We start from the raw sequence: 22,709 nt of genomic DNA on the forward strand, positions 1-22,709 counted from the left end.
GCAGCATGACGGGCAGACTTGCGAAACTGCGACTTGGTCTGGCGGCCGCTGCGCTTTTCACACTGCAATCCTGGCCGGGTCAGGCGCAGGATCTGGTGCGCCTGACGGCCCCTGGCGCTGACGAGGAATTGCTCGACCTGCTGCGCAATGCCTCGCTGGCTCTTCAGCAGCAGGAAAACGGTGCGACCACCGCGCAGGAGCTTCTGGCAGCGGCGCGTTCGGACTACGGCCGGCTTGTCGGCGTTCTTTATGGCGCGGGGCATTATTCGGGCGTGGTGCAGATCCGCGTGGATGGCCGCGAGGCCGCGACGATCCCGCCCCTTTCCGCCCCCTCGCAGATTACCCTGGTCGAGGTTCTTGTGGCGCCGGGGCCGCAATTCACCTTCTCCCGCGCCGAGATTGCCCCGCTTGCCCCCGATACCGAACTGCCTGATGGCTTTGCCGTGGGTCAGCCGGCCGAAAGCAACCTGATCCGTGATGCGGCCACGGCTGCGGTGGATGGCTGGCGCGCGGTGGGTCATGCCAAGGCCGCCACCGGCGCGCAACAGATCACAGCCGATCATCGCTCTGCCCGGCTTTCGGCGCAGGTGTCGATGGTGCCAGGCCCGCGGGTCACCTTTGGCGATCTGGTCGTGACCGGGCAACGCCGGATGCGCCCCGAACGCATCCAGGAGATCGCAGGCTTTCCGACCGGCGAGGTTTTTGACCCCGAGGCGATTGCACGCTCGGCCGATCGGCTGCGCCGCACCGGCGTCTTCCGCTCGGTCGCGCTGAGCGAGGCTGACGACCTGCGCCCGGGCGATGTGCTGGACGTCACCGCCGCTGTGGTCGAGGAACTGCCCCGCCGCCTTGGCTTCGGGGCCGAGATCGCCTCGACCGACGGCGCGCGGGTCACGGCCTACTGGATGCACCGCAACCTGCGCGGCGGCGGCGAAAGGCTGCGGCTTGACGCCGAGGTTGGCGGCATCGGCGCGCAGTCGGGCGGGTTGGATTATGGGCTAACCGCGCGGCTTGATCGCCCCGCCACCTTTACACCCGACACATCGGTCTTTGTCTTCACCGGTGTCGAACGGACCAGCGAACGCGATTACGATGCCGACCGTGCCTTCGTCAGCGTCGGCCTTGCCCATCAGTTCACGGATCGCATCACCGGGGAGGTCGCGCTCGATCTGCGTTATGAACGTGTCGAGGATGAGTTGGGCCGCATCACCTACAGCACCCTTGCCCTGCCCACCCGCGGCATCTGGGACCGGCGAAACAGCACGCTCAACCCCACCGGCGGGACCTTCCTGGAGGCAACGGTGACGCCTTTCGCCGGCCTGTCCGACGCGGCGGGGCATGGCGCGCGCCTGTCCTTCGATGGCCGCGCCTATCGCGGTTTCGGCAGCGATGACCGCTTTGTGGTGGCGGGACGGGTGCAGGGCGGCTCGGTAATCGGGGCGGGGCTGTTCGAGACGCCGCGCGAATTCCTGTTCTATTCGGGTGGCGGCGGCACGGTGCGCGGCCATCCCTTCCAGTCGCTGGGCGTGGAAACCCCCTATACCGGCACCCGCCCCAGTGACGGCGCAACGTTCCTGCGCACCGGCGGGCGCAGTTTCCTTGGTGCTTCGGCGGAACTGCGCGCCCGGGTCTGGCGCAGCATCGGCCTGGTGGGCTTTGCCGACGCAGGCTTTGTGGGCGCGGACAGCTTCGGAGATGGCGAATGGCACGCCGGTGCCGGGATCGGCATTCGCTATGACACCGGCATCGGGCCGATCCGGCTGGATGTGGCCGCGCCCGTGCGCGGAGACAGCGATGACGGCGTTCAGGTGTATATCGGGATAGGGCAGGCCTTCTGATGCGGTTTATGGTATTCCTCCTCTGCTTCCTGCCCTCGCTTGCCCTTGCCCAGGAAGACGAGGGCGGCGGCACCTTCCTGACCCGCTTTGTTGAAAACGCGCTTTCGGGTGAAAACCGCAACGTCGTCATCACCGGCTTTTCCGGGGCGCTGTCCTCGCGCGCGACGATCGAACGAATGACCTTTGCCGATGATGAAGGCATCTGGATGACGATCGACGATGCCGTGCTGGACTGGAACCGCACGGCCCTGTTGCGCGGGCGGATCGAGATCAGCGAACTTGCCGCCGAGCACATCGCCATCACCCGGACCCCCGAAACCGCCGAGCCTGCCGGCCCCGCCCCCGAAGCCAGACCCTTCGCCCTGCCCGAGCTTCCGGTCGCGGTCCGGATCAACCGCCTGGACGTGGCACGGCTGGACCTGGGTGCGGCGCTGTTCGGCCAGGAGGCGACCTTTACCGCAGGCGGATCGGTACAACTGGAACGGGGCGAAGGAACGGCAGCGCTGGACATCCGCCGCATCGACGGACCCGAGGCCCGGTTCCGCCTTGAGGGGCATTACGACAACGCCACGCGGGAACTCGACCTTGATCTGGATCTGTCCGAGGATCAGGATGGGATCATATCCCGGCTGATCGGCGTGCCGGGAACCCCGGCCCTGTCGCTTACAATCGACGGAAGCGGCACCCTGGACGACTTCGCCGCCCGGATCAGCCTGGTGACAGACGACGTCGAGCGGCTGGCTGGCCGTGTCACGCTGATAACGGAAACCGACGCCGAGGGCCGCGCGACGCGGCGGTTCTCGACCGATGTGGCGGGCGATATCGCACCGCTGTTCGCCCCCGACTACCAGGACTTCTTTGGCCCCGAGATCGTGCTGCAATCCGAAGGGGCCCGCCTGCCGGACGGGCGCGTCGTTCTTTCGCAACTGGATCTGCGGGCACAGGCCCTGATCCTGCGCGGTGAACTGGAGATCGGCGCCGATGGCCTCCCGGAACGTGTGGATGTTACCGGGCGCATCGGCACTGCCGATGGCAGCCCCATCCTGCTGCCGATCCGGCCACGCACCCGCATCACATCGGCCGATCTGGTTCTGGCCCTGGATGGACTTGCGGATGACAACTGGAATCTCCGGCTGCAGATCGCAGGACTGGACCGCCGCAGCCTTGGCATCGAGGCGCTGCGTCTGACCGGGGCGGGCACGATCCGGCGCGATGCAGACGGGCGTTTCATCGGGGGCACGCTCGCCTATGCCGCACAGGGGATCGATCCGCGCGACGCTGCGCTGCGCCGCGCCCTGGGGGACGATATCGGCGGCGAGATGGAAATTCTCTGGCAGGACGACGGGCAGGTGCAACTGCCCCGGTTCACCCTCTCGGGCGAGGATTACGGACTGGCCGGAAACGCCATCATCGCGGGGCTTGAAGAGGCGCTTACGATCAATGGAACGATCTCTGCGCGGGGAGATGACATCGCCCGGCTGTCCGATCTGGCGAAGCGGGATCTGTCGGGCACGGCCGCGGCCGAGGTAACCGGGAGCTATGCCACCCTGACCGGTGCATTTGACGCGGTCGCGGCAGTAACCGGCACCGACCTGCGCTTTGATCAGCCCGAGGTGGACCGGCTGCTGGCGGGGGAAAGCCGGATCGAGCTTTCGGCGCGACGCAACACCGACGGGCTGACGCTGCGCAGCCTTCGCGCAACGGCAACAACATTGTCTGCGCTGGCGCATGGGCAACTGGCGACGGCCGGAAGCGATATTACCGCGGAACTGGATTTCTCGGACCTTTCGGTGCTGGGCGGCCCTTTCCGTGGCGCCCTTGTCGGCACCGCGCGGTTTACCGAAACCGAGGGCGGGCCGCAAAGGCTGCGGCTCGAGGCGACAGCGCAGGGCCTTGCCATCGGACAGGACCAGGCGGACCGCCTTCTGGCGGGAGAAAGCACCATCAGCCTTGATGCCACCCGCGCCGACGAGGTGATCACGGTCGAGGCCCTTCAGGTGAATGCGGCGACCCTCGCGGCCCGGGTGACCGGTACCCTGGCCGAGGGGGCCAGCGCGCTGGCCGCCTCACTGGGGTTCAGCGATCTGTCGGTGCTGGGGCCCGGTTTCGCCGGTGCGCTGGAAGCCGAGGCCCAGCTGAACGAGAACGGCGCGCTGCGCAGACTGCAGCTTGAGGCACAGGGAACGAACCTCGCCATCGGCCAGACTCAGGCAGACGCGCTTCTGCGGGGTCCGACCCAGCTGGCCCTGGATGCGACCGAGGAAAACGGGCGGCTGCGCGTGCAGGCCTTCACGTTGAGCAATCCACAACTGACCGCCAGCGCCACCGGCGCCGCCGAAGGTGACAGCCGACTGGTGAATCTGACCGCGCGTCTGGCAAACCTTGCGGTTATCCAGCCAGAGTTTCCGGGGCCGCTGACAATCGCCGGCACGATCACGGAAAACGGCAGCTACGGTGTGGATGTCACGGCGCAGGGACCAGGCGGGATTGATGCCCGCATCACCGGCAGCGCCGCCTCGGACCTCTCGGCGGTGGATCTTGCCGTAGTCGGCAGCGCCCAGGCGGCGCTTGCCAACCTGTTCATCCAGCCGCGAAGCGTCACCGGGCCGCTGAACTTCAATCTGCGCCTGAACGGCCCGCCCGCACTTGCATCGGTTTCGGGGAATCTGACCGGCCAGGGCCTGCGCATCGTTGATCCCGAGCTTGGCCTGACCCTCGAACAGGGGAATGTCCGCGCCGATCTGGCGGGCGGGCAGGCGACGATTGCCGCTTCGGCCGGTTTTCCGCAGGGCGGGCAACTGAGCCTGAGCGGCCCCATCAGCCTGACCGCCCCCTTCAATGCCGACCTCCGGCTTGCGCTGCAGGATGCGCGGCTTGTGGATCCGGAGCTTTATGAAACCAGCGTTTCCGGCACGGTGGCCATCACCGGCCCCCTGGCCGGAGGCGGCAGGATCACCGGGGAGCTGCGTCTCGGCGAGACCAACCTGCGCATCCCGTCGACCGGTTTCGGCCCCGCCGGCTATATCCCCGAGCCGATGACCCATGTGAATGAACCTGCCGCCGTGCGCGAGACGCGCAGCCGCGCCGGGCTTCTGGGGGATGGCCGCGGCAACGGCGCCACGGGCGGCGGGGCCGCCCCGTTCAGCCTCGATGTCACGATCAGCGCGCCGAACCAGGTGTTCATCCGCGGCCGCGGCCTTGATGCGGAACTGGGAGGTGCCATCCAGCTCACCGGAACAACCGCCAACATCATCCCGATCGGTGAGTTCTCCCTGATCCGCGGGCGGCTTGATCTTCTGGGGCAACGCTTCGTGCTGGATGAAGGGCTTGCGCGCCTGCAGGGGCGGTTCGTCCCCTACATCCGGCTGGCAGCCTCGACCGAATCCGAAGGGGTCAGCGTCACCATCCTTGTCGAGGGCGAGGCGAACGAGCCCGAGATCCGCTTCCTCTCCTCGCCCGACCTGCCCGAGGAAGAGGTGCTTGCGCGGCTGCTGTTCGGGCGCGGGCTGACCAATCTGTCGCCGCTGCAGGCCGCACAGCTCGCCGGCGCGGTGGCGACACTTGCCGGACGGGGTGGCGAGGGCATCGTGGGACGGCTGCGCCAGAACTTCGGGCTGGATGATCTGGATATCACGACCGACGAAGACGGCGGCACCGGCGTGCGCCTGGGCCGTTATCTGTCGGAAAACATCTATACGGATGTGACGGTGGGTTCGGACGGCACGACCGAGATCAACCTCAACCTCGATGTTTCACGCTCGGTCACGGTGCGGGGGCGGCTGGACAACAGCGGCGAGACCGGGCTTGGCGTCTATTACGAGCGCGATTACTGAGCCGCGGCCCGCTGGCCCTCACCCTCGTCCGGGCAGGGGGCCAGCAGATCCTCGTGCCGGCGCTCGTTTGCGGCCACGTGCCCAAGTTCGGTATTGAGACAGAACCCGACAAGCACTGCATAGGCGCTGAGGTAAAGCCACATCAGCAGGGCGATCACCGCGCCGATCGAACCGTAGATCTCGTTGTAATTTCCGAAGTTCGACAGGTAGAACGACAGGCCCACCGAGGCACCCGCCCAGATCACCACCGACAGCACCAGCCCCGGCGAAAGCCAGGGCGCGCGCTTCAGGGGCGTGTTCGGCCCGTAGCGGTACAAAAGCCCGATGCCGAACACCAGCGCCCCCACGGCAATTGCCCAGCGCAGCACGCTCAGCAAAAGGCCTGCCACCGGCCCCACGGGGGCGAAGGCAAGAATGACCGGCACCACCACAAGCGAGGCCAGCGCGATGATCCCCACAGCGATCAGCGCGAGCGTGAGCAGGAGGGCAACGACGATCTCCATCACCCCCGCCCGCAGTTCGGTGCCCGCAACGGCGTTGAGCCCCCGCATCAGCGCCGCAACGCCCAGCCGCGCCGTCCAGAGTGCCGCGCCAAGCGAAATGGCCGTGGTCCAGCCCAGCGTCGTTTCCCGCGCCCGCAGCAATGCCCGCACCTGCGCCTGAAGCACCGCGTAGGCATCCTGCGGCACGAACTCGGCCAGAAGCTGCATCTGCTGCTCGATCACCACCGGATCGGCAAGAAAGCCGAACAACGAGATCAGCGCCGCCACGCCGGGAAAGATCGAGAACATCGTCCAGAAGGCGACGCCCGAGGAAATCAGGCCGATGTGGCGTTCGCTGATGACCGTCCACATGCCATGCAGGATCCGGAACCACCTCGCGTCGGTAATCTTCATCCGTGCCTCGCTGCAAGGGATCGGGAACCGCGACACATTCCGCGGCTAGGGTTCAATGGCATCTGCCGCCAAAAGTTCCGCGCCGTCACCTGCAAGCCAGGCGCCGGATCAGGCACTGATGCGCAGATCGTCCATCGTCTTGCCGGCGGCAAGCGCCTCGCCGACCCAGCGCGGCTGGCGGCCACGGCCGGTCCAGGTCAGGTCGGGCTCTTCGGGATGAACGTATTTGGGCGCTACCGTCTTGCGGCGCTTCTTGAGCGCTCCGGTCAGTTCCGAAAGCGAAAAGCCCTTTTCCCGGGCGATATTCTCGATCTCGCGCAGGGCTTCCTCGCGCTGGCGATCCTTGTAGGTCTCGATCGCCTGGGTCACGTCCTTCTGAAGCTGCTTGAGCTCCTTGAGCGACAGGTCATTCAGGTTCATGGCCATGGGTCCATCCTTTATACGGAAATGCTTAAATAGGTCATTAAAACGACTGATCCAATAATCAGATGCGCACCGCAGTTCAATATAAAAAATGGCTGGCTTCAAATAGGCCGCGCTTTCCTTCGTGCCGGGCGTCTATTCCTGTGCAAGATGCCGGATTTCGGTTTCCCATTCTGCACAACGTTTCACAACCGGCGGTGGCGGCGCGACATCGGTAAAGAAGACATCAATTTCAGCAAGCGATGCAATCCGGACGGGCGCCGTTCGGTTGAACTTGGACCGGTCGGCCACCAGAAACCGCCGCCGCGCCTGCGCCAGAATGGCCTGGCTTACCCGCACCTCCCTGAAATCGAAATCGAGAAGATCGCCATCCTCATCCAGCGCCGAGGCTCCGATCACGGCAAAATCCACCTTGAAATGCCGCACGATTTCCAGCGTCATGTCACCCACAAGGCCGGCATCCGCGCGCCGCAAAACCCCGCCCGCCACGATGACTTCGGCCGTGGGATTTTGCGCCATGATATTCGCAACATTGAGATTGTTGGTCACCACCATGAGATTGCGATGCGAAAGAAGGGCGCGCGCAACCGCCTCGGTTGTGGTGCCGATATTCAGAAACAGCGAGGCATCATCCGGTATTTCGGAGGCGCAAAGCCTGCCGATCCTGTCCTTCTCGTCGGGGTTGAGCTTGCGACGTTCTTCATAGCCGATATTCTCCACCCCCGAACTGAGAATTGCGCCGCCATAAACGCGGTTGAGCTTGCCCGCATCGGCAAGTTCCGAAAGATCGCGCCGGATTGTCTGAAGGGTGACGCCGAAATGGGCAGCAAGTTCTTCCACGACAACCTTGCCGCGGTCGCGCGCCAGTTGAAGGATTTCGGACTGACGGAAATTCTGAGGCACAGGACCCTCCCTCTTTGCTTGCAGCAAATCACGGATCCGATGGAAGGAAAAGCAGCCAGAACGACATCAGGCGTTCGCTGCGCGTTACGGTTGACAAGGGACGCCGTTTTCGGGGTCAATGGCGCGGCAACCGTGGCGGGCCGCTCCTTCGGCCATGCCGCTGACAGACAGGGAGAGAGTGATGAAACATCTGGGACTGGCCTTCGCTGCCACTTTGGGGTTTGCCACATCCGTTCAGGCCTTCGAGCTTTCGATCGCCACTGGCGGCACCGGGGGGGTTTACTACCCCTATGGCGGCGGTCTGGCCGAACTGATCAACCGTCATGTCGAAGGCCACACCGCCTCGGCCGAGGTGACGGGCGCCTCGGTGGAAAACATGGCGCTGATTTCGCGCATGGACAGCGATATCGCGACGGTTCTGGCCGATACGGCCTATGCCGCCTACAACGGCACCGACCCCTTCGCCGACCGCCCGATGCCCGAAGCAAGGGCGCTGGCCGCGATCTATCCCAATGCGGTTCAGCTCGTGGTGCTGGCCGACAGCCCGATCAACAGCCTCGCCGACCTGCGCGGACAGCGCATCTCCGTGGGCGCGCCGGGATCGGGCACCGAGGTCAACGCGCAGGCACTGTTGCAGGCGAACGGCATCACCTATGACGATCTGACGGCAGAACGGCTGAACTTCAACGAAACGGCCGATGCACTGCGCGATGGCGACATCGTCGCCGGGTTCTGGAGCGTGGGACCGCCGACCAGCAGCATCATGAACCTTGCCGCCACGCGCGCGATCCGCATCATCCCGATCAGCGACGAGGAAATCGCCAATGCGGTCGAGCTGGAGCCGGTGTTCACCTCCTACACCCTTGCCGCCGGAACCTATGACGGGATGGCCGAGGATGTGCAAACCATCGCCATCCCCAACGTTCTGGTGGTCCACGCCGAGATGGACGAGGATCTGGCCTATCAGATCACCCGCACCCTGTTCGAGCATGTGGACGAACTGATCGCGATTCACCCGGCTGCGAACGACACGACGGTCGATTTCTCGCTGAGCTCCACCCCCATTCCGTTCCACCCCGGCGCCATCCGCTACTATGAGGAAATCGGCGCCGAGGTGCCGGGCCATCTTGTTCCGTAGTCTGGCCGGGCGGCTTCTGGCCGCCCTGCTGGTGCTGCCCGGCGCAGCCGGCGCCGGCGTGCTTGAAGTGCGTTCGGCCGACCGGCTGCTGGTCCGGCAGGATGCCGCGGATGACTGGTGCCTGCACTGGTCGCATTCGGTGACCGGAGGTGCGGTGGCCGATTGTTTTGCCGATCGCGATGGCCGGATGGTTCTGGTCCGGAGTTTTCTGCATGACGCCGCCGCCGGTCTTGGCCATATTCCGGGCCGGGGCGACATGCGCCCGGCAGCCGGCGGTGGTTACTGGATCGAAGGCATCAACGAGGTGCTGCCCTGCAACCGCCTGATCCTGCGGGTCGGGGCATTGCGCGTCGGACATGAATTGCGGATCGCCGGCCATGTGATCCCGCTGTCGGCCCTGGCCGCGGGCGAACGGGTCGAGATTTCGCTGCACAGCGATGGACAGGCGGCCTCCGCCTGCGCCCAATGACAGGATGAAGGATAGCCCTGGATGGCCCGACAGACCCAGCACATCGACACTGCGACGGCAGAGATCCCGGACGCGCTGAGGACGGACGCGCGGTTCCAGCCGCGCATGGTCATCGGCCTGATCGCCCTGATCGGCATCGCGCTGTCGTTGTTCCAACTGTATTCGGCGGGCATCCGGCCGCTGGGCCTGTTCTACCAGCGCTCCATCCACCTGGCCTTCATCATGGTGCTGGCCTTCCTGATCTTCCCGGTCTTCGGCCCGCTGCGCCGACGCGGCCCGTTCGGGTGGATCATCGATACGGGATTTGTGATCGCCGGGGCGGCAAGCGGCGCCTATATCGTGCTGAACCTTGACGCGATCATTGCCCGGGCGGGGTTCTGGTCGCCGATGGACATCACGATGGGCATCATCACCACCATCGCCGTGCTTGAAGCCAGCCGCAGGGCGATCGGCTTTGGCATGACCGTGATCGGCACGGTGGCGATCCTCTATGCCCTTGCGGGGCCGCGTGGGGCGCTTCCCTGGCTGGGCGAATGGATGCCCGGCATCCTCAGCCATCGGGGCAACAGCGTCGATCGTCTGGTCGGGCAGCTTTACCTCGGGCAGGAGGGAATCTTCGGCCTGCCGCTTGGGGTGGCCGCGACCTATATCTTCATATTCGTGCTGTTCGGCGCGTTTCTGGAGGTCACGGGCGCGGGGCGGTTCTTCATTGATCTGGCCTATGCGGCGACGGGGCGGAAGGCGGGCGGACCGGCCAAGGCAGCCGTGCTTGCCTCGGCGGGCATGGGATCGATTTCCGGCTCGGCCATTGCCAATGTGGTGACCACGGGCGCCTTCACCATTCCGCTGATGAAACGGCTGGGCTACCGGCCCGCCCAGGCCGGCGGAATCGAGGCCGCAGCCTCGACCGGGGGGCAGATCACGCCGCCGCTGATGGGCGCGGGGGCCTTCCTGATCTCGGAATTCACCCGCACCCCCTATATCGACATCGTGCTCGTCTCGATCTTTCCGGCGGTGCTCTATCTGGGCACGGTTTATCTGTTCGTGCATCTGGTCGCGATGAAGGCCGGCATGAAGGGAATGCCGGCGGCCGAATTGCCGGCCGTGCGCGCTGTCATGGCTGCGGGCTGGCAGTTCATCGTGCCACTGGTGGTTCTGGTCTGGCTTCTGGTGATGAATGTCTCGCCGATGCGGGTGGGCTTCTGGGCGATCGTTTCGGTGATCGCGGTCAGCGTGCTGCGCAAGGTGGTGGAACTGGTCCTGATCGACCCGCGCCACGGCCGCGCGCTGACTGCCGAACGGATTGCCGAGGCACTGCGCAGCGGCGTGACGCTTTTCTTCCAGGCGCTGGCGCTGGGGGCTCGCAATGCGGTCTCCGTGTCGGTGGCCTGTGCTGTGGCGGGGATCATCGTCGGCGTTGTCGGGCTGACGGGGCTGGGGCTCAAGTTCTCCTCGATGATGATTGCGCTGTCCGGCGGCAATATCGTCCTGGCGCTGGTGCTTGTGCTTCTCGCCAGCCTGGTTCTTGGGCTGGGGCTGCCGGTGACAGCTGCCTATATCGTGCTGATCGTGCTGGTCGGGCCGGCGCTTGCCAACGAATTCGGCATTCCGCTGCTGATCGCGCATCTGGTCGTATTCTGGTACAGTCAGGACAGTAACGTCACGCCCCCTGTTGCGCTGGCGGGCTTTGCCGGCGCCGCGATTGCCGGCGCAAAACCGATGGAAACCAGCATCCAGGCGTGGAAATTCGCCAAGGGCCTCTATCTCATTCCGGCCTTCATGGTCTTCAACCCGGAAATCATCATGGGCGGCCCGCTGCCCTATGTGATCTGGACCGGCGCCGTGGCCGTCCTGGCGCTTGTCTGCTTTGCCGCCGCGCTGGAGGGGTGGCTGTTCACGCGGATGGATCTGGTCTCGCGCGTGGCGGTGGTGCCGGGCACCATCGGGATCTTCTATCCTGCCCTGCCGGTCGAGATCGCAGGCGCAGCCCTTCTGGCCGGAATCGTCGGTCTCAACTGGTGGCGATCACGGACCAAGTCGGCCGTGGCCTGACCCGACGGTCAGGCCGGAAGCACCAGCGGCGGGAGATGGGCGGTGATCTCGGCCCGCCGGGATTCGTATTGCGGCGGAAGCATCAACCCCTGGCCCAGCATCTCGATCGGCTCGTCCACCGTGAAGCCCGGCGGATCGGTGGCGATCTCGAACAGGATGCCGCCGGGTTCGCGGAAATAGATCGCGTTGAAGTATTGCCGGTCTATCTGCGGCGTGACCTGCTGCCCCATCGCCCCGAGCCGGCTGCGCAGCGCCTCTTGCGCCGCATCATCGGTGGCCCGAAAGGCGATGTGATGAATCGTACCAGCCCCGGGGCGGGCGGCCGGAGCGCCGTCCACGCGCAGAAGGTCGATGATCGCGCCGCGTGCAGGGCCATCCGGACCCGGTGTCGCAACGAAGCGCAGTCGTTCCCGCGCTCCGCCGCTCTCCTGCCCGGCTTCGCGATAGCCAAGCCCCTCGGTCAGGATGCGCGCCGTCGCTTCGGGATCGCGCAGCCACAACGTTGCCGAATGAAAGCCCTCGCTTGTTCCCGTGGCGCTGGCGACGAGTTCGACCTTCAGCCCGTCGGGATCGACGAGCGGCAGAACGCGGGCGCCAAAGCGCTCTTCCTCGGGCAGAACCGTCACCCCCTGGGCGCGCAGGGCCGCCGCCTGATCGTCGAGGCTCTCGGCGGGGATGTCATAGGCAAAGCTTTCGGCCATGCCATATCCGGCGCGGCCCCTGCGCGCCGTTGCGTAGGGAAAGAACGTGAGCACCGAGCCGGGGCCGCCCGTCCGGTCGCCATAGTAAAGGTGATAGGTGCCCGGGTCATCGAAGTTGACGGTGCGTTTGACCAGCCGCTGGCCAAGCCGCCGGGTATAGAAATCGACGTTTGCCTGCGCCAAGCCTGCAATGGCTGTCACATGGTGCAACCCGGGGGTGGTAGGTGTCGTCATCGTGGCCTCCTTGCGCTAACCGCTTGCAAGCAAACTGGTGCGCAACGCGTCCGGCGGCAAGGTGCGTCCCTTGGCACGTGCCGCGCGGCGTCTGTGCACGCCTGCACAGCCAGTCCGCCCTCGCAACCGGAACCTCATCCGGCACCGAGGCACCGAGGGTGGGCGGGCGTCAGCGCCGGGTCAGGCCCCCTTGCCCTCTCGCCTGCGACACCAGGTTCTTCCGGCGCCCTTGGTTCGACAGGGCGCAGGCCGCGCGGCCCGAGCCGAAGCGCCTCCCCTGCCGCAGGCGGGCAGCGCCGGCGGTATCCGCCACGGCGCCGAAGCCCCACGCCCCGTGGACAAGCCTGTTGCCCGCGCCTATGGTCGCGCAATGAAGTGGGATGCCGAACTTGATGCGATCGGGCTGTTGTGCCCGCTGCCGGTGCTGAAGGCGCGCAAGCGCCTGTCAGCCCTTCCTCCGGGTGCGGTTCTGCGCCTTCTGGCCACCGATCCCGCCGCGCATGTGGATGTGCCGCATTACTGCGCCGAAGCCGGGCATGACCTGATCGGTTCGGAACAGGAGGGCGATACGCTCGTGTTCCTGATCCGCAAGAAGGATCAGTTGCGGTAATCTTCGGCCGTGCGGACGCGGGGGCGCGGATTGTCCTCGTGCGGGTCGAACCCTTCGTTGACCACCGCCTGAACGCGGCAATCCTCGCACATCGCCAGAACACGCAGCCGTTCCTGCCCTGCTGGGCCCGAGAACATCCAGTGCCCGGCAAGCTTGGCCTGCACCCGCTCGATGCTGGACCGGGTGCCGAAGGCCTTGCCACAGGCGGTGCAGCAGAAGGGCTCTTCTTCCTTCAGGACCCGGCGCGGTGTTTCCCACGCGGCGAAATCGATCTGCGGTGCAAGGGTGATCGCTGCCTCGGGGCAGGTTCCGGCGCACAGGCCGCATTGCACGCAGGCACTTTCGGTAAAGCGCAGCATCGGCAGATCGGGGTTGTCGGACAGCGCGCCGGTGGGGCAGACGCCGACGCAGGCGTGGCAGAGCGTGCAGGCTGCGGTATCCAGCACCACGGCCCCGAAGGGCGCACCCGCGGCCAGGCCAATGAGATCGGCGGGCTGCGGCGCATGGCGGTTGAGCTCTTCGAAGGCCGAGGTCAGCAGGCTGCGCTTGTCCTCGGGCGGCAGGAAGGCCGACCGGGCCCCCACGACCCGCCGCGGCAAGGCGTGAAGCGCTGCTTCGAACAGGTCAGGGTCATCCGCCTCCAGCCGCGCCACCGTGTCGGGCAGGTGTCCCGTGGCCAGAAGAACCTCGCTCATCAGGGCAAGCGTTGCCTCCAGGCCCGATGTATCATGGCGCGGACGCAGCGGCAGCAACAGCCGCACCGCCCCTGCCCCGTAGGCAAGGGCCGAGGCAAGAACCTCGGGGCCGATCTGGGTGATCTCGTTCACCATCAGCGGCAGCACATGGGCCGGAAGCCCCTGCCCGAACCGCGCTGAAGCATCGATCAGCGGGGTGCCGTGGGCATCGTCATGCAGAAGGATCACCGGCGCGTGGTCAGCGCCGGCCGCATACCAGGCGCGCAGCATCGCCCGCAGGCGCCGCGCAACCGTGCCGACATCCGGCAAGGCATAGCTGGCCGCACCGGTCGGGCAGGCGGCGGCGCATTGGCCACAACCGGCACAGATGTTCGGATCAATGGCGACGGTATCGCCCGCCGGCAGGATCGCTCCCGTCGGGCAAAGATCCAGACATCTTGTGCAGCCGGTCTGGCGGTTGCGGGAATGGGCGCAAAGATCCGGCGTGAAGGAAATGAAGCGCGGCTTGTCGAACGTGCCGACCATGCCCGCGGCCTCGCGCAGGAGGCGCGCCACCCCGACCGGATCGCGGGGATCGGCGCGAAGGTAACCCGGGCGCAGATCATCCGCCGGAAACAGGGGCTGCCCGCCGGTGAGGTCGATCACCAGATCACAGCGCGACACGGCACCATCGCGCGGCCCCTCGAACACAAGGCGCGCCCGCGACGAGGGCGCAGGCGCCGCATAGGCATCGACTGCCAGCTCGAACGCGCCCAGATGGCCGCGCGCCTGCCGCACCCGCCCCTGCAGGACCGGAAAGCCGGTTTGCCGGGGTGGGGTGACATCGGCGCCCGGCAGCAGCAACACCGTCACATCCAGCGTTTCGGCCAGAACCGCTGCGGCCGCGACCGCCTCTTCGCCCGCACCAAGGATCAGCGCAACGCCCTCGCTTTCCAGCGATACCACTTCGAAGGCTGCAGCCTCTTCACCGGCGGCCGCCAGAAGGGCCGCCATCTTCGGGCCGGCGTCGCGCGCCTGGGCCGACCAGCCGCCCGTTTCGCGGATATTGGCAAAGACGACATCGGGCGCACCCATTTCATCGACCACCTCCTGGAACAGCGGCTGTTCCTGGGTGCAGGCCACGGTGACCGGGCCGCCCTCGGCCAAAGCCGCGCGGAACCGGTCCAGCTGGGCACGGCACAGCTGGCTGGCCGCATCTGCGATCCGCCCGCAGCCGGCGCGGTCCAGCGCCCCCGGATCCAGCGGCATTGTCCCCTCGCACGTGCAGGTCATGATGAGGCGCGGCGATGCGGGCATGGCTGGCTGTCCTGTGGCTGGCTGTCCGAAGAACCTTGCCGCAGGGGGGCAAGGTGGGTTACGCGCACTATCTAGTCCCCCGGAACGGAATTGTCACCATGTCCACGGCAGAGATCACGCGCCTCACGCTGCCCCCGCCCTTTGCGCAGCACCCGCATCCGAAAGGCTGCGTGCTGGAGGAAGCGGTGCGCCGCGCCCCTTTGGACGGAGCCGGAACCTTCATCTACCGGATTGATCCTGCGCTGGTGTCGGCTGCCGTGGTGCTTGAACCCGAAGAGCCGCTTGCGACGGCACGGATGGCGTTTTTCGTGGGCATGGCGGCCATTGCCGATGCGCTGGCCGCCCATTGCGCCCCGGAACGTGCCGTGCGGTTCCAGTTCCCCGACGGGCTGATCTATGACAAGGCGCGGCTGGGCGGCGGGCGCTTCGTTGCCCCGCCGGACTGTGGCGAGGCCGACGTGCCGCAGTGGCTGGTGTTCGGAATCGAACTGATTGCAGGCCGCAGCCACCTGACAGATCCCGGTCACTTTCCCGAGAGCACCTCGCTGGCCGAGGAAGAGTTCGACGCGCCCGCGGCGATTCTGGAAAGCTTCGCTTCCTATCTCATGCTCTATTTCGACCGCTGGGCACATCAGGGGCTGGGCGCGGTGACAGAACGCTACCTCGGCCGGATCGACCCGCCGATGCTGCGCGGCACCCGCATGATCGAAGAGGGCGATCTGGTCGAACGCAGCCCCGCCGGGGCTGTGCGCCGCATCAGCCTTCTTGAAGGCCTTGCCGCCTGCAGCTGGCGCGATGCGCAGGGGCCGCGCCTGTGACGCGTGGCGGAACCCTTCTGCCGCGCACCATCCGGCTTGACGGTTCGGACGCAGTGATCTTTGCGCCAGCGGCCGAACCGGGCGAATGGGCGGTGCCCGGCACGTTCCTGTTCGCCGGACGCCCGGCAGAAACGCTGGGTCGCAAGGAACAGATCGCTTTCCGCAGCGGGTTTCTGGGGGTCACGAGCTTTGGCCATTCCACCCTTGTCACCGTGACCCCCGCCCGCGCCGAGGAACGCGCGGCCCTGGTCGAGACGCTTGCAGCACAGTTCGTGGCGCTTCTCGGGGCGCCGGATCTGGCCACGGCACGCCCCGCCGCCGAAGAGGAAGTCAGCCTCGCCGAAGATATCTGCCGCGGTCACGACCAGGGCACGCTGATCGCCCTGCACCGCAGCCGCGAGGGCGAGGACATCCGCGAACAGTTCCGCACGCTTCGGCCCCGCGATCAGACCGCCTTTTCGGCGGGCCATCTTCAGGGGCACGACCGCGCCTTCTTCATCGTCGAAACCGACGCGGACGACGAGCCCCATCACATTGATCTGCTGAACCTGAAGGGCGACGGCACATGAGGGAATTCTGGGTTGCAAGCGGCCATCACCTGACCCGGCTCGACAAGCGGGGCTGGATGGTCGTTACCGACGAACTGCTGCTGGCCTGGCTGGCCCGGCCCGAGGTCCTGCCCCCGCCCGAGGCTTGTGCGGCCGAACGCGCGCTTCACGCGCGGTTGCGTGCCGACCCGCGGGCCCCGGTGGACACGGCCGAGATCGCCGCGCTTGCCGATGCCGATGCGCGGGAAAACTGGGAGTTCCTCATCAGCCTGCGCGACACGCTGGTCGGGGCGGGCACCGTCGAGGCCGGGTATCTTGCGCTTGTGCGGCAGGGGCGACGCCTGCCGGTGGTGTTTTATGACCAGCTTGTGCAGCTTGTCCTGCGCAACGCGCTGCAGGGCTGCGAAGACGTGCACACGCTGCGCGCCGCCGAACTTCTGTTCCGGCCGCAGCGGGCGCATGTGAAGGACGGGGCATTGATGCTTGCCGATGCCGAGATCGTGGCCGAGTTGGAGGCCGAGCGGCATAGCTCGCCCCTGACCGCGATGCTGGGCGGCGGGGTCGAAGGGCTTGATGTCCTGTCAGAGGCCAATGCCTGGACATATTGGAGCCGATCGGACGCGCATACGATGGTGCTGAACTTCGGCGGCGATCCCCAGGCGCGTCAGGGGCTTGCGGTGGCGCTTTCCGCCTTTGTCACGCATCTGCTGGGCCATTCGGTTCTGGTGGCACCGAAACCCGGCGCGGAAGGGGTGGATCTGCGCTGGTTCGTGGGGCTTGACCAGACCGGCACGGCCATCGGCAACGCGCTCTGGAAGGCAGAGCCACCGCCGGCGGCGATGGTCGGGCTGTTCACGCTTGATTTCCTGGACCCCGCGCCGCTGCTGCCGGAGATTCAGGGACATCCGATCTGGTTGATCATGGGCCTGCCCGATGACATGTCGATCCGGCTCAAACCACAGAACCTGGTGATGGGCCTGCCTCTGGCCCCAACAGCGCAACTGCATTAGACTGCCGCCATGCCCAGGGAAACAATCAAAGTCGGTGTCCTCGCCCAGTCGCGCCCGCCCGTTTCGCGTTGGGGCGAACGGATTCTGCGCCCGCTCGCGCTCTTGCCGCTGGTGCCCGCGACCGCGCCCGGAACGCTTCTGAGCGATGAGGACGGGATCGAAACCTGGTATCTCGGGCCGCACGAACTGGTGCTGCATTCCGGCGACACCGCCTATTACCGCGACAACCTTGCCGCTGCCCGGCCTGCGGTCTGGGTTGCGCTTCAGGATGCGCAGTCGCCTGCCAGGGCCCGGGTGCATATGGTCACCGCCGACCCCTACGAGGGCGAGGGACTCGCCAGCGACACGGCGCTTCTGGTCGAGGCCGTGCCCATACCCGATGCCCTGCGCAGCGCCCTGGCATCATTTGTCGCGCAGCACCATGTGGAGCTGGAGTTCAAGAAGCGCAAGCGCAAGCCCGTCGATCTGACCACCGATCCACGTGCGCCCCGCATCCTGCACCCCCAGGACAAATGGGAGCGGAAATGAGCGGCTTTCTGGAACGCTGGTCGCAACGCAAGCGCAAGGCAGGCGCCGTGGCCGAGCACGCCCCGCCAGGGCCTTCGGCCGATGCCGAGCTGTCCGTCACCGATGCGCAACCCGCATCGCCGGCCACGCCCGAGCAACACCCCCCGCAAGAGGCCGTGCCCGAGGTCGAGCCCGCGCCCCTTCCGGATCTGCCTGATATCGACAGCCTCACCAAGGACAGCGATCTGACGCTCTTTCTGCAGAAGGGCGTGCCCGCCGCGCTGCGCAATGCCGCGATGCGCCGCATGTGGGCGCTAGACCCGGTGATCAGCACGCACAAGGACATCGCGGTCGATTACGCCTGGGACTGGAACACACCCGGCGGGCTTCCCGGCAGCAGCGGCACAATCTCGAACGACAGTGTGGCACGGGTGCTGCGCAGCCTTTCCGGCAGCGAGGAGGAGCCGCAGCCGAAGGCCGTGAAGGCCGATTCCGATGATGCAGCGCTACCACAGGCAGCCGGATCGGCCGACCTGCAGCCGCTGCCCGCGACGACTGTCCCGGACGAGGCTCCGGCGAAGGGCCCTGCCGCCGCCACCGCGCGGTCAGAAGATGACGTTGAGGAAGCAAGTCGTTCCAGACAAATGAAAACCGTCTCTCGCCGACACGGAAGGGCCCGCCCCGAGTAGCGACAAGTTGACGCAGGAACCAAGGGCCATTTCGCCTAACCGCGCGGAACCATTTCACAAAAAACGTCGAGAAACGCTATTTCCTCCTTTGTGGATACCGTGGTATGCGCTAACATCAACGCAGCAAGCAAAGGCCGGAAAACGGCATAGCAAGTCAGGAAGGGCTTCGAGGATGTCACCCGCCAGCCCGGCGAATGCCGGGCCAGCCATCGCTGATCATGACGTGCTGAGGGGCCAGCAATACGGCTTTCTCGCGCGCGCCCTGGCATCTGCACCGGACGCAGACCTGCTGTCGGCGATCGCGCGGATGGATGGCGATTCCGGAACGCCACTTGGCCAAGCCTATGATGCGCTGCGCCAGGCTGCCGCGAAAACAGCGCCCAAGGCCGTGGAACGGGAATACTTCGAGCTTTTCATCGGCGTCGGCCGGGGCGAATTGCTGCCCTATGCCTCTTTCTACCTTACCGGTTTCCTGAACGAGCGCCCGCTGGCGGATCTGCGTGGCGATCTTGCCCGTTTGGGGCTTGCCCGCGCCGCCGACCGGCACGAGCCCGAAGATCACATCGCGTTCCTGTTCGAGGTGATGTCGGGCCTTGCCATCGGCGAACATGGCGTCGAGGGCCTGGATGACCGGGTGTTCTTCACGCGTCACATCGCCCCCTGGGCCGCGCAGTTTTTTGATGATCTGGCGATCGCCCCCAGCGCCGGGTTCTACCGCCCGCTGGCCGAGGTCGGCAGGGTTTTTGTTGATATCGAAAGTCGCGCCTTCGCCTTTTCAGGCTAGGAACGACCGGTTCACTAAGTCGGATGAAGCATGAACAAGACTGGAACGGGGCCTCTCGCCCCGACTGAAAGGGAGGCAGAAATGGCTAAACAAGACAGCACCAACCGCATCGGTCGGCGTGGCTTCTTTGGCGCGGCTTTGGGCGCAGCCTCGGCAGCGGCCCTCACGGCAGGCGGCGCGCGCCCTGTGGTGGCACAAGAGGTCGGCGACGAACGCACCAAGGCCCGCTACCAGGAAACGGAGCATGTGCAGGCCTTTTACCGCACCAATCGCTACTACAAGCAGGGGGAATGACGCATGCTGGTCAAACGCAGAACCGCTGAAGCCGCGCGCGGACGGCTTGCCTCGATGGCGACCGGTCTGGCCGCCAAGACGATCGACCGCCGCTCGTTCCTTCGCTCCTCCGGGCTTGCCGTTGGCGGCCTGGCGGCCGTCTCGACCCTTGGTGCCGGCATGGTGCGCAAGGCCGAAGCCGGCTACACCAACCCGAACCTCGACGTCGAGATCAAGAAGAACATCTGCACCCATTGTTCGGTGGGTTGCACGGTGACCGCCGAAGTGCAGAACGGCGTCTGGACCGGGCAGGAGCCCAGCTGGACCAGCCCGATCAACCGCGGCACCCATTGCGCCAAGGGCGCGAGCGTGCGCGAGCTTGTTCATGGCGACCGTCGCCTGAAGTACCCGATGAAGAAGGTCGGCGGCCAGTGGCAGCGCATCACTTGGGATCAGGCCATCGACGAGATCGGCGACAAGCTGCTTGAAATCCGTCAGAACAGCGGCGCGGATTCGGTCTATCTTCTCGGCTCGGCCAAGTTCTCGAACGAAGGCGCCTATCTGTTCCGCAAGTTCGCCGCCTTCTGGGGCACGAACAACGTCGATCACCAGGCGCGGATCTGCCACTCGACCACGGTTGCAGGTGTTGCGAACACCTGGGGCTATGGTGCGATGACCAACAGCTACAACGACATCCGCAACTCGAAGACCGTGATCTTCATGGGTTCGAACGCGGCCGAGGCGCATCCCGTCGCGATGCAGCACATCCTTGCCGGCAAGGAAACCCAACGCGCGAACGTGATCGTCATCGATCCCCGTTTCACCCGCACCGCCGCCCACGCCACCGATTACATCCGCATGCGCCCCGGCACCGACATTGCCATCATCTGGGGCATCATGTGGCACATCTTTGAAAACGGCTGGGAAGACACTGACTTCCTGAACGCGCGCGTCTACGGCATGGATCAGGTCCGCGCCGAAGTGGCAAAATGGACGCCGGACGAGGTCGAGCGCGTCACGGGCATTCCGGAAGACCAGCTGCGCCGCGTGGCCGAAACCTTTGCGACGCAGAAGCCGTCAACCTTCATCTGGTGCATGGGCGGCACGCAGCACACCGTGGGCACCGCGAACGTGCGCGCCTATTGCGCCTTGCTGCTGGCCACCGGCAACGTCGGTTCGGCCGGAACCGGCGCCAACATCTTCCGCGGCCACTGCAACGTGCAGGGCGCGACCGACTTCGGCCTCGATATCGGCAACCTGCCCTGCTACTACGGCCTCGGCGAAGGCGCCTGGAAGCACTGGGCGCGGGTTTGGGACGTACCCTACGACTATTTCGTGGGCCGTTTCGATGCCGTTCCGGCCAAGGGTGGCCGCGATCCGCGCACGCCCGACCAGAACATGACGATCCCGGGCATCCCATCTACCCGCTGGTTCGACGCAGCCCTGATCGACAGCGAAGAAGTCGATCAGCGCGACAACGTCAAGGCGATGGTGATCTTCGGCCATGGCGGCAATACGGTGCCACGGATGCAGGATGCGCAGAAGGGCATGAATGCCCTTGACCTGCTGGTCGTGGCCGACCCGCATCCGACCACCTTTGCCGCGCTGCATGACCGGACCGACAATACCTATCTGCTTCCCATGGGCACGCAGTTCGAATGCTCCGGCAGCCGCACCGCGTCGAACCGCTCGGTCCAGTGGGGCGAAAAGGTCGTCGATCCGATCTTCGAGGCCGACAACGACTATGCGGTGATCTATCGCCTGTCGGAGAAGCTTGGCTTTGCCGAGCCGATGTTCAAGAACTTCGAGATGGTCGAGGGCAAGTTCAGCCTGGAGCCGACGCCCGAGTCGATCCTGCGCGAGATCAACCGCGGCGGCTGGTCCACCGGCTATACCGGCCAAAGCCCGGAACGTCTGAAGGCGCATATGCGCAACCAGGACAAGTTCGACCTGGTGACGCTGCGTGCCCCGGCGGATGACCCGGAAGTGGGCGGCGATTTCTACGGCCTGCCCTGGCCCTGCTGGGGGACGCCGGAATTCCGTCATCCCGGCACGCACATCCTCTACAGCACCGACGTGCCTGTAAAGGACGGCGGCGGCGCCTTCCGCCCCCGTTTCGGCCTGGAACACGAAGGGCAGACGCTGCTTGCTGAAGGCAGCTGGCCGGTCGGATCCGAGATCGAGGACGGCTATCCCGAGTTCACCATGGCATTGCTCAAGCGTCTGGGCTGGGATGGCGACCTCACCGCGCAAGAGCTTGCGGTGATCGAGCGCATCGGCGGCGGCGACCCCGAAAAGATCGACGCCGTCAGCTGGTCCACGGACCTGTCGGGCGGCATCCAGCGTGTCGCCATCGAACATGGCTGCGTGCCCTTCGGCAACGGCAAGGCCCGGGCCATCGCCTGGAACCTGCCCGATCCGATCCCGGTTCACCGCGAACCGATCTACACGCCGCGCCCCGATCTGGTGGCCGATTACCCGACGCGCGAGGACGGGCGCCAGTTCCGGATGCCGAACGTCGGCCATTCGGTGCAGCAATCGGCGATCGAACGCCGCCTGAGCGAGTCCTTCCCGATCGTGCTGACGTCGGGCCGGCTTGTCGAATACGAAGGTGGCGGCGAGGAAACCCGGTCGAACCCCTGGCTGGCCGAACTGCAGCAGGACATGTTCGTCGAGATCAACCCCGCCGACGCCAGTGCGCGTGGCATCACCGATGGTGGCTGGGTCTGGGTGACCGGGCCGGAAGGCGAAAGCCGGGCCCGCGTCAAGGCGCTTGTGACCGAGCGCGTCGCACCCGGTGTGGCCTTCATGCCCTTCCACTTTGCGGGGTGGTTCCAGGGGCAGGATCAACGCGGCAATTATCCGCAGGGCACCGATCCCTACGTTCTGGGGGAATCCGTGAACGTCATCACCACCTATGGCTATGACCCGGTGACCGGCATGCATGAAGGCAAGGTCACCCTTTGCCAGATCGCAGCGGCATAAGGGAGGA

At 66.0% G+C, this 22,709-nt stretch carries 19 protein-coding genes; 14 read left to right on the forward strand and 5 right to left on the reverse strand.

Annotation, left to right across the window (positions count from 1 at the left end):
* Positions 1–5 precede the first annotated feature (5 nt).
* Entirely contained in the window at positions 6–1,838 is a 1,833-nt protein-coding gene (locus ACFQXB_RS17075) for an autotransporter assembly complex protein TamA (RefSeq protein ID WP_377406272.1), read from the forward strand.
* A complete protein-coding gene (locus tag ACFQXB_RS17080) occupies positions 1,838–5,671 on the forward strand; it encodes a translocation/assembly module TamB domain-containing protein (protein ID WP_377406275.1) in 3,834 nt (1,277 codons plus the stop codon). The genes ACFQXB_RS17075 and ACFQXB_RS17080 overlap by 1 nt, the downstream gene beginning before the upstream one ends.
* Here ACFQXB_RS17080 and ACFQXB_RS17085 read toward each other — a convergent pair.
* The 3 genes from ACFQXB_RS17085 to ACFQXB_RS17095 all read right to left on the reverse strand — a co-directional run bounded on the left by ACFQXB_RS17085 (position 5,665) and on the right by ACFQXB_RS17095 (position 7,893).
* The gene (locus ACFQXB_RS17085) at positions 5,665–6,567 is read right to left on the reverse strand and encodes a YihY/virulence factor BrkB family protein (RefSeq protein ID WP_377406277.1); all 903 of its coding nucleotides are present in this window, start codon (positions 6,565–6,567) and stop codon (positions 5,665–5,667) included. The genes ACFQXB_RS17080 and ACFQXB_RS17085 overlap by 7 nt on opposite strands.
* Positions 6,568–6,675: 108 nt before the next feature.
* Complete coding sequence (locus ACFQXB_RS17090; protein ID WP_377406279.1) at positions 6,676–6,993, reverse strand: H-NS histone family protein; 318 nt, start codon at positions 6,991–6,993, stop codon at positions 6,676–6,678.
* Positions 6,994–7,125: 132 nt separating this feature from the next.
* Positions 7,126–7,893 carry a DeoR/GlpR family DNA-binding transcription regulator gene (locus ACFQXB_RS17095; protein ID WP_377406282.1) on the reverse strand — a complete coding sequence of 256 codons (768 nt, stop codon included), beginning with the start codon at positions 7,891–7,893 and terminating at the stop codon, positions 7,126–7,128.
* 181 nt (positions 7,894–8,074) lie between these two features.
* Between ACFQXB_RS17095 and ACFQXB_RS17100 the strand changes: the two genes are divergently transcribed.
* Genes ACFQXB_RS17100 through ACFQXB_RS17110 form a run of 3 tightly spaced genes read left to right on the forward strand, consistent with a single transcriptional unit; the run spans position 8,075 to position 11,552 of the window.
* Positions 8,075–9,031, forward strand: coding sequence for a TAXI family TRAP transporter solute-binding subunit (locus tag ACFQXB_RS17100; protein ID WP_377406285.1), 957 nt, complete (start codon positions 8,075–8,077; stop codon positions 9,029–9,031).
* Positions 9,021–9,500 (forward strand): DUF1850 domain-containing protein, encoded by a 480-nt coding sequence (locus ACFQXB_RS17105; protein WP_377406288.1) that lies wholly within the window; start codon positions 9,021–9,023, stop codon positions 9,498–9,500. The genes ACFQXB_RS17100 and ACFQXB_RS17105 overlap by 11 nt, the downstream gene beginning before the upstream one ends.
* A 21-nt stretch (positions 9,501–9,521) precedes the next feature.
* Positions 9,522–11,552, forward strand: coding sequence for a TRAP transporter permease (locus ACFQXB_RS17110; protein WP_377406290.1), 2,031 nt, complete (start codon positions 9,522–9,524; stop codon positions 11,550–11,552).
* 8 nt (positions 11,553–11,560) lie between these two features.
* Here ACFQXB_RS17110 and ACFQXB_RS17115 read toward each other — a convergent pair whose 3' ends face one another.
* Entirely contained in the window at positions 11,561–12,487 is a 927-nt protein-coding gene (locus ACFQXB_RS17115; protein ID WP_377406293.1) for a ring-cleaving dioxygenase, read from the reverse strand.
* A gap of 370 nt (positions 12,488–12,857) precedes the next feature.
* On the opposite strand from ACFQXB_RS17115, the gene ACFQXB_RS17120 reads away from it, so the two are divergent.
* Positions 12,858–13,097: a sulfurtransferase TusA family protein gene (locus tag ACFQXB_RS17120; RefSeq protein WP_377406381.1), complete on the forward strand. Its 240-nt coding sequence runs from the start codon at positions 12,858–12,860 to the stop codon at positions 13,095–13,097.
* Here ACFQXB_RS17120 and ACFQXB_RS17125 read toward each other — a convergent pair.
* Positions 13,085–15,040: a 4Fe-4S binding protein gene (locus ACFQXB_RS17125; RefSeq protein ID WP_377406295.1), complete on the reverse strand. Its 1,956-nt coding sequence runs from the start codon at positions 15,038–15,040 to the stop codon at positions 13,085–13,087. The genes ACFQXB_RS17120 and ACFQXB_RS17125 overlap by 13 nt on opposite strands.
* Before the next feature lie 146 nt (positions 15,041–15,186).
* On the opposite strand from ACFQXB_RS17125, the gene ACFQXB_RS17130 reads away from it, so the two are divergent.
* The 8 genes from ACFQXB_RS17130 to ACFQXB_RS17165 all read left to right on the forward strand — a co-directional run bounded on the left by ACFQXB_RS17130 (position 15,187) and on the right by ACFQXB_RS17165 (position 22,702).
* Complete coding sequence (locus tag ACFQXB_RS17130) at positions 15,187–15,906, forward strand: biotin/lipoate--protein ligase family protein (protein WP_377406297.1); 720 nt, start codon at positions 15,187–15,189, stop codon at positions 15,904–15,906.
* A complete protein-coding gene (locus ACFQXB_RS17135) occupies positions 15,903–16,475 on the forward strand; it encodes a DUF6505 family protein (protein ID WP_377406300.1) in 573 nt (190 codons plus the stop codon). Before ACFQXB_RS17130 ends, ACFQXB_RS17135 begins: the two co-directional genes overlap by 4 nt.
* A complete protein-coding gene (locus tag ACFQXB_RS17140) occupies positions 16,472–17,464 on the forward strand; it encodes a DUF6352 family protein (protein ID WP_377406301.1) in 993 nt (330 codons plus the stop codon). The genes ACFQXB_RS17135 and ACFQXB_RS17140 overlap by 4 nt, the downstream gene beginning before the upstream one ends.
* A gap of 9 nt (positions 17,465–17,473) precedes the next feature.
* Positions 17,474–17,992 carry a DUF3305 domain-containing protein gene (locus ACFQXB_RS17145; protein ID WP_377406304.1) on the forward strand — a complete coding sequence of 173 codons (519 nt, stop codon included), beginning with the start codon at positions 17,474–17,476 and terminating at the stop codon, positions 17,990–17,992.
* Positions 17,989–18,660 carry a DUF3306 domain-containing protein gene (locus ACFQXB_RS17150; protein WP_377406306.1) on the forward strand — a complete coding sequence of 224 codons (672 nt, stop codon included), beginning with the start codon at positions 17,989–17,991 and terminating at the stop codon, positions 18,658–18,660. The genes ACFQXB_RS17145 and ACFQXB_RS17150 overlap by 4 nt, the downstream gene beginning before the upstream one ends.
* A 172-nt stretch (positions 18,661–18,832) precedes the next feature.
* The gene (locus ACFQXB_RS17155; protein WP_377406309.1) at positions 18,833–19,444 is read left to right on the forward strand and encodes a TorD/DmsD family molecular chaperone; all 612 of its coding nucleotides are present in this window, start codon (positions 18,833–18,835) and stop codon (positions 19,442–19,444) included.
* Positions 19,445–19,525: 81 nt separating this feature from the next.
* Positions 19,526–19,738 (forward strand): hypothetical protein, encoded by a 213-nt coding sequence (locus ACFQXB_RS17160; RefSeq protein ID WP_377406312.1) that lies wholly within the window; start codon positions 19,526–19,528, stop codon positions 19,736–19,738.
* Positions 19,739–19,741: 3 nt separating this feature from the next.
* Positions 19,742–22,702 (forward strand): formate dehydrogenase subunit alpha, encoded by a 2,961-nt coding sequence (locus tag ACFQXB_RS17165; protein ID WP_377406314.1) that lies wholly within the window; start codon positions 19,742–19,744, stop codon positions 22,700–22,702.
* Positions 22,703–22,709 lie beyond the last annotated feature (7 nt).

The sequence above is a fragment of the Halodurantibacterium daqingense genome (assembly GCF_042666235.1).
Lineage (GTDB): Bacteria > Pseudomonadota > Alphaproteobacteria > Rhodobacterales > Rhodobacteraceae > Halodurantibacterium > Halodurantibacterium daqingensis.

Excerpts from the sequence above, each read along its gene's own strand:
- ACFQXB_RS17075 (WP_377406272.1), top strand. The coding sequence starts at position 6 with ATGACGGGCAGACTTGCGAAACTGCGACTTGGTCTGGCGGCCGCTGCG.
- ACFQXB_RS17080 (WP_377406275.1), top strand. The coding sequence starts at position 1,838 with ATGCGGTTTATGGTATTCCTCCTCTGCTTCCTGCCCTCGCTTGCCCTT.
- ACFQXB_RS17085 (WP_377406277.1), bottom strand. The coding sequence starts at position 6,567 with ATGAAGATTACCGACGCGAGGTGGTTCCGGATCCTGCATGGCATGTGG.
- ACFQXB_RS17090 (WP_377406279.1), bottom strand. The coding sequence starts at position 6,993 with ATGGCCATGAACCTGAATGACCTGTCGCTCAAGGAGCTCAAGCAGCTT.
- ACFQXB_RS17100 (WP_377406285.1), top strand. The coding sequence starts at position 8,075 with ATGAAACATCTGGGACTGGCCTTCGCTGCCACTTTGGGGTTTGCCACA.
- ACFQXB_RS17110 (WP_377406290.1), top strand. The coding sequence starts at position 9,522 with ATGGCCCGACAGACCCAGCACATCGACACTGCGACGGCAGAGATCCCG.
- ACFQXB_RS17115 (WP_377406293.1), bottom strand. The coding sequence starts at position 12,487 with ATGACGACACCTACCACCCCCGGGTTGCACCATGTGACAGCCATTGCA.
- ACFQXB_RS17120 (WP_377406381.1), top strand. The coding sequence starts at position 12,858 with ATGAAGTGGGATGCCGAACTTGATGCGATCGGGCTGTTGTGCCCGCTG.
- ACFQXB_RS17125 (WP_377406295.1), bottom strand. The coding sequence starts at position 15,040 with ATGCCGCTGGATCCGGGGGCGCTGGACCGCGCCGGCTGCGGGCGGATC.
- ACFQXB_RS17130 (WP_377406297.1), top strand. The coding sequence starts at position 15,187 with ATGTCCACGGCAGAGATCACGCGCCTCACGCTGCCCCCGCCCTTTGCG.
- ACFQXB_RS17140 (WP_377406301.1), top strand. The coding sequence starts at position 16,472 with ATGAGGGAATTCTGGGTTGCAAGCGGCCATCACCTGACCCGGCTCGAC.
- ACFQXB_RS17145 (WP_377406304.1), top strand. The coding sequence starts at position 17,474 with ATGCCCAGGGAAACAATCAAAGTCGGTGTCCTCGCCCAGTCGCGCCCG.
- ACFQXB_RS17150 (WP_377406306.1), top strand. The coding sequence starts at position 17,989 with ATGAGCGGCTTTCTGGAACGCTGGTCGCAACGCAAGCGCAAGGCAGGC.
- ACFQXB_RS17155 (WP_377406309.1), top strand. The coding sequence starts at position 18,833 with ATGTCACCCGCCAGCCCGGCGAATGCCGGGCCAGCCATCGCTGATCAT.
- ACFQXB_RS17160 (WP_377406312.1), top strand. The coding sequence starts at position 19,526 with ATGGCTAAACAAGACAGCACCAACCGCATCGGTCGGCGTGGCTTCTTT.
- ACFQXB_RS17165 (WP_377406314.1), top strand. The coding sequence starts at position 19,742 with ATGCTGGTCAAACGCAGAACCGCTGAAGCCGCGCGCGGACGGCTTGCC.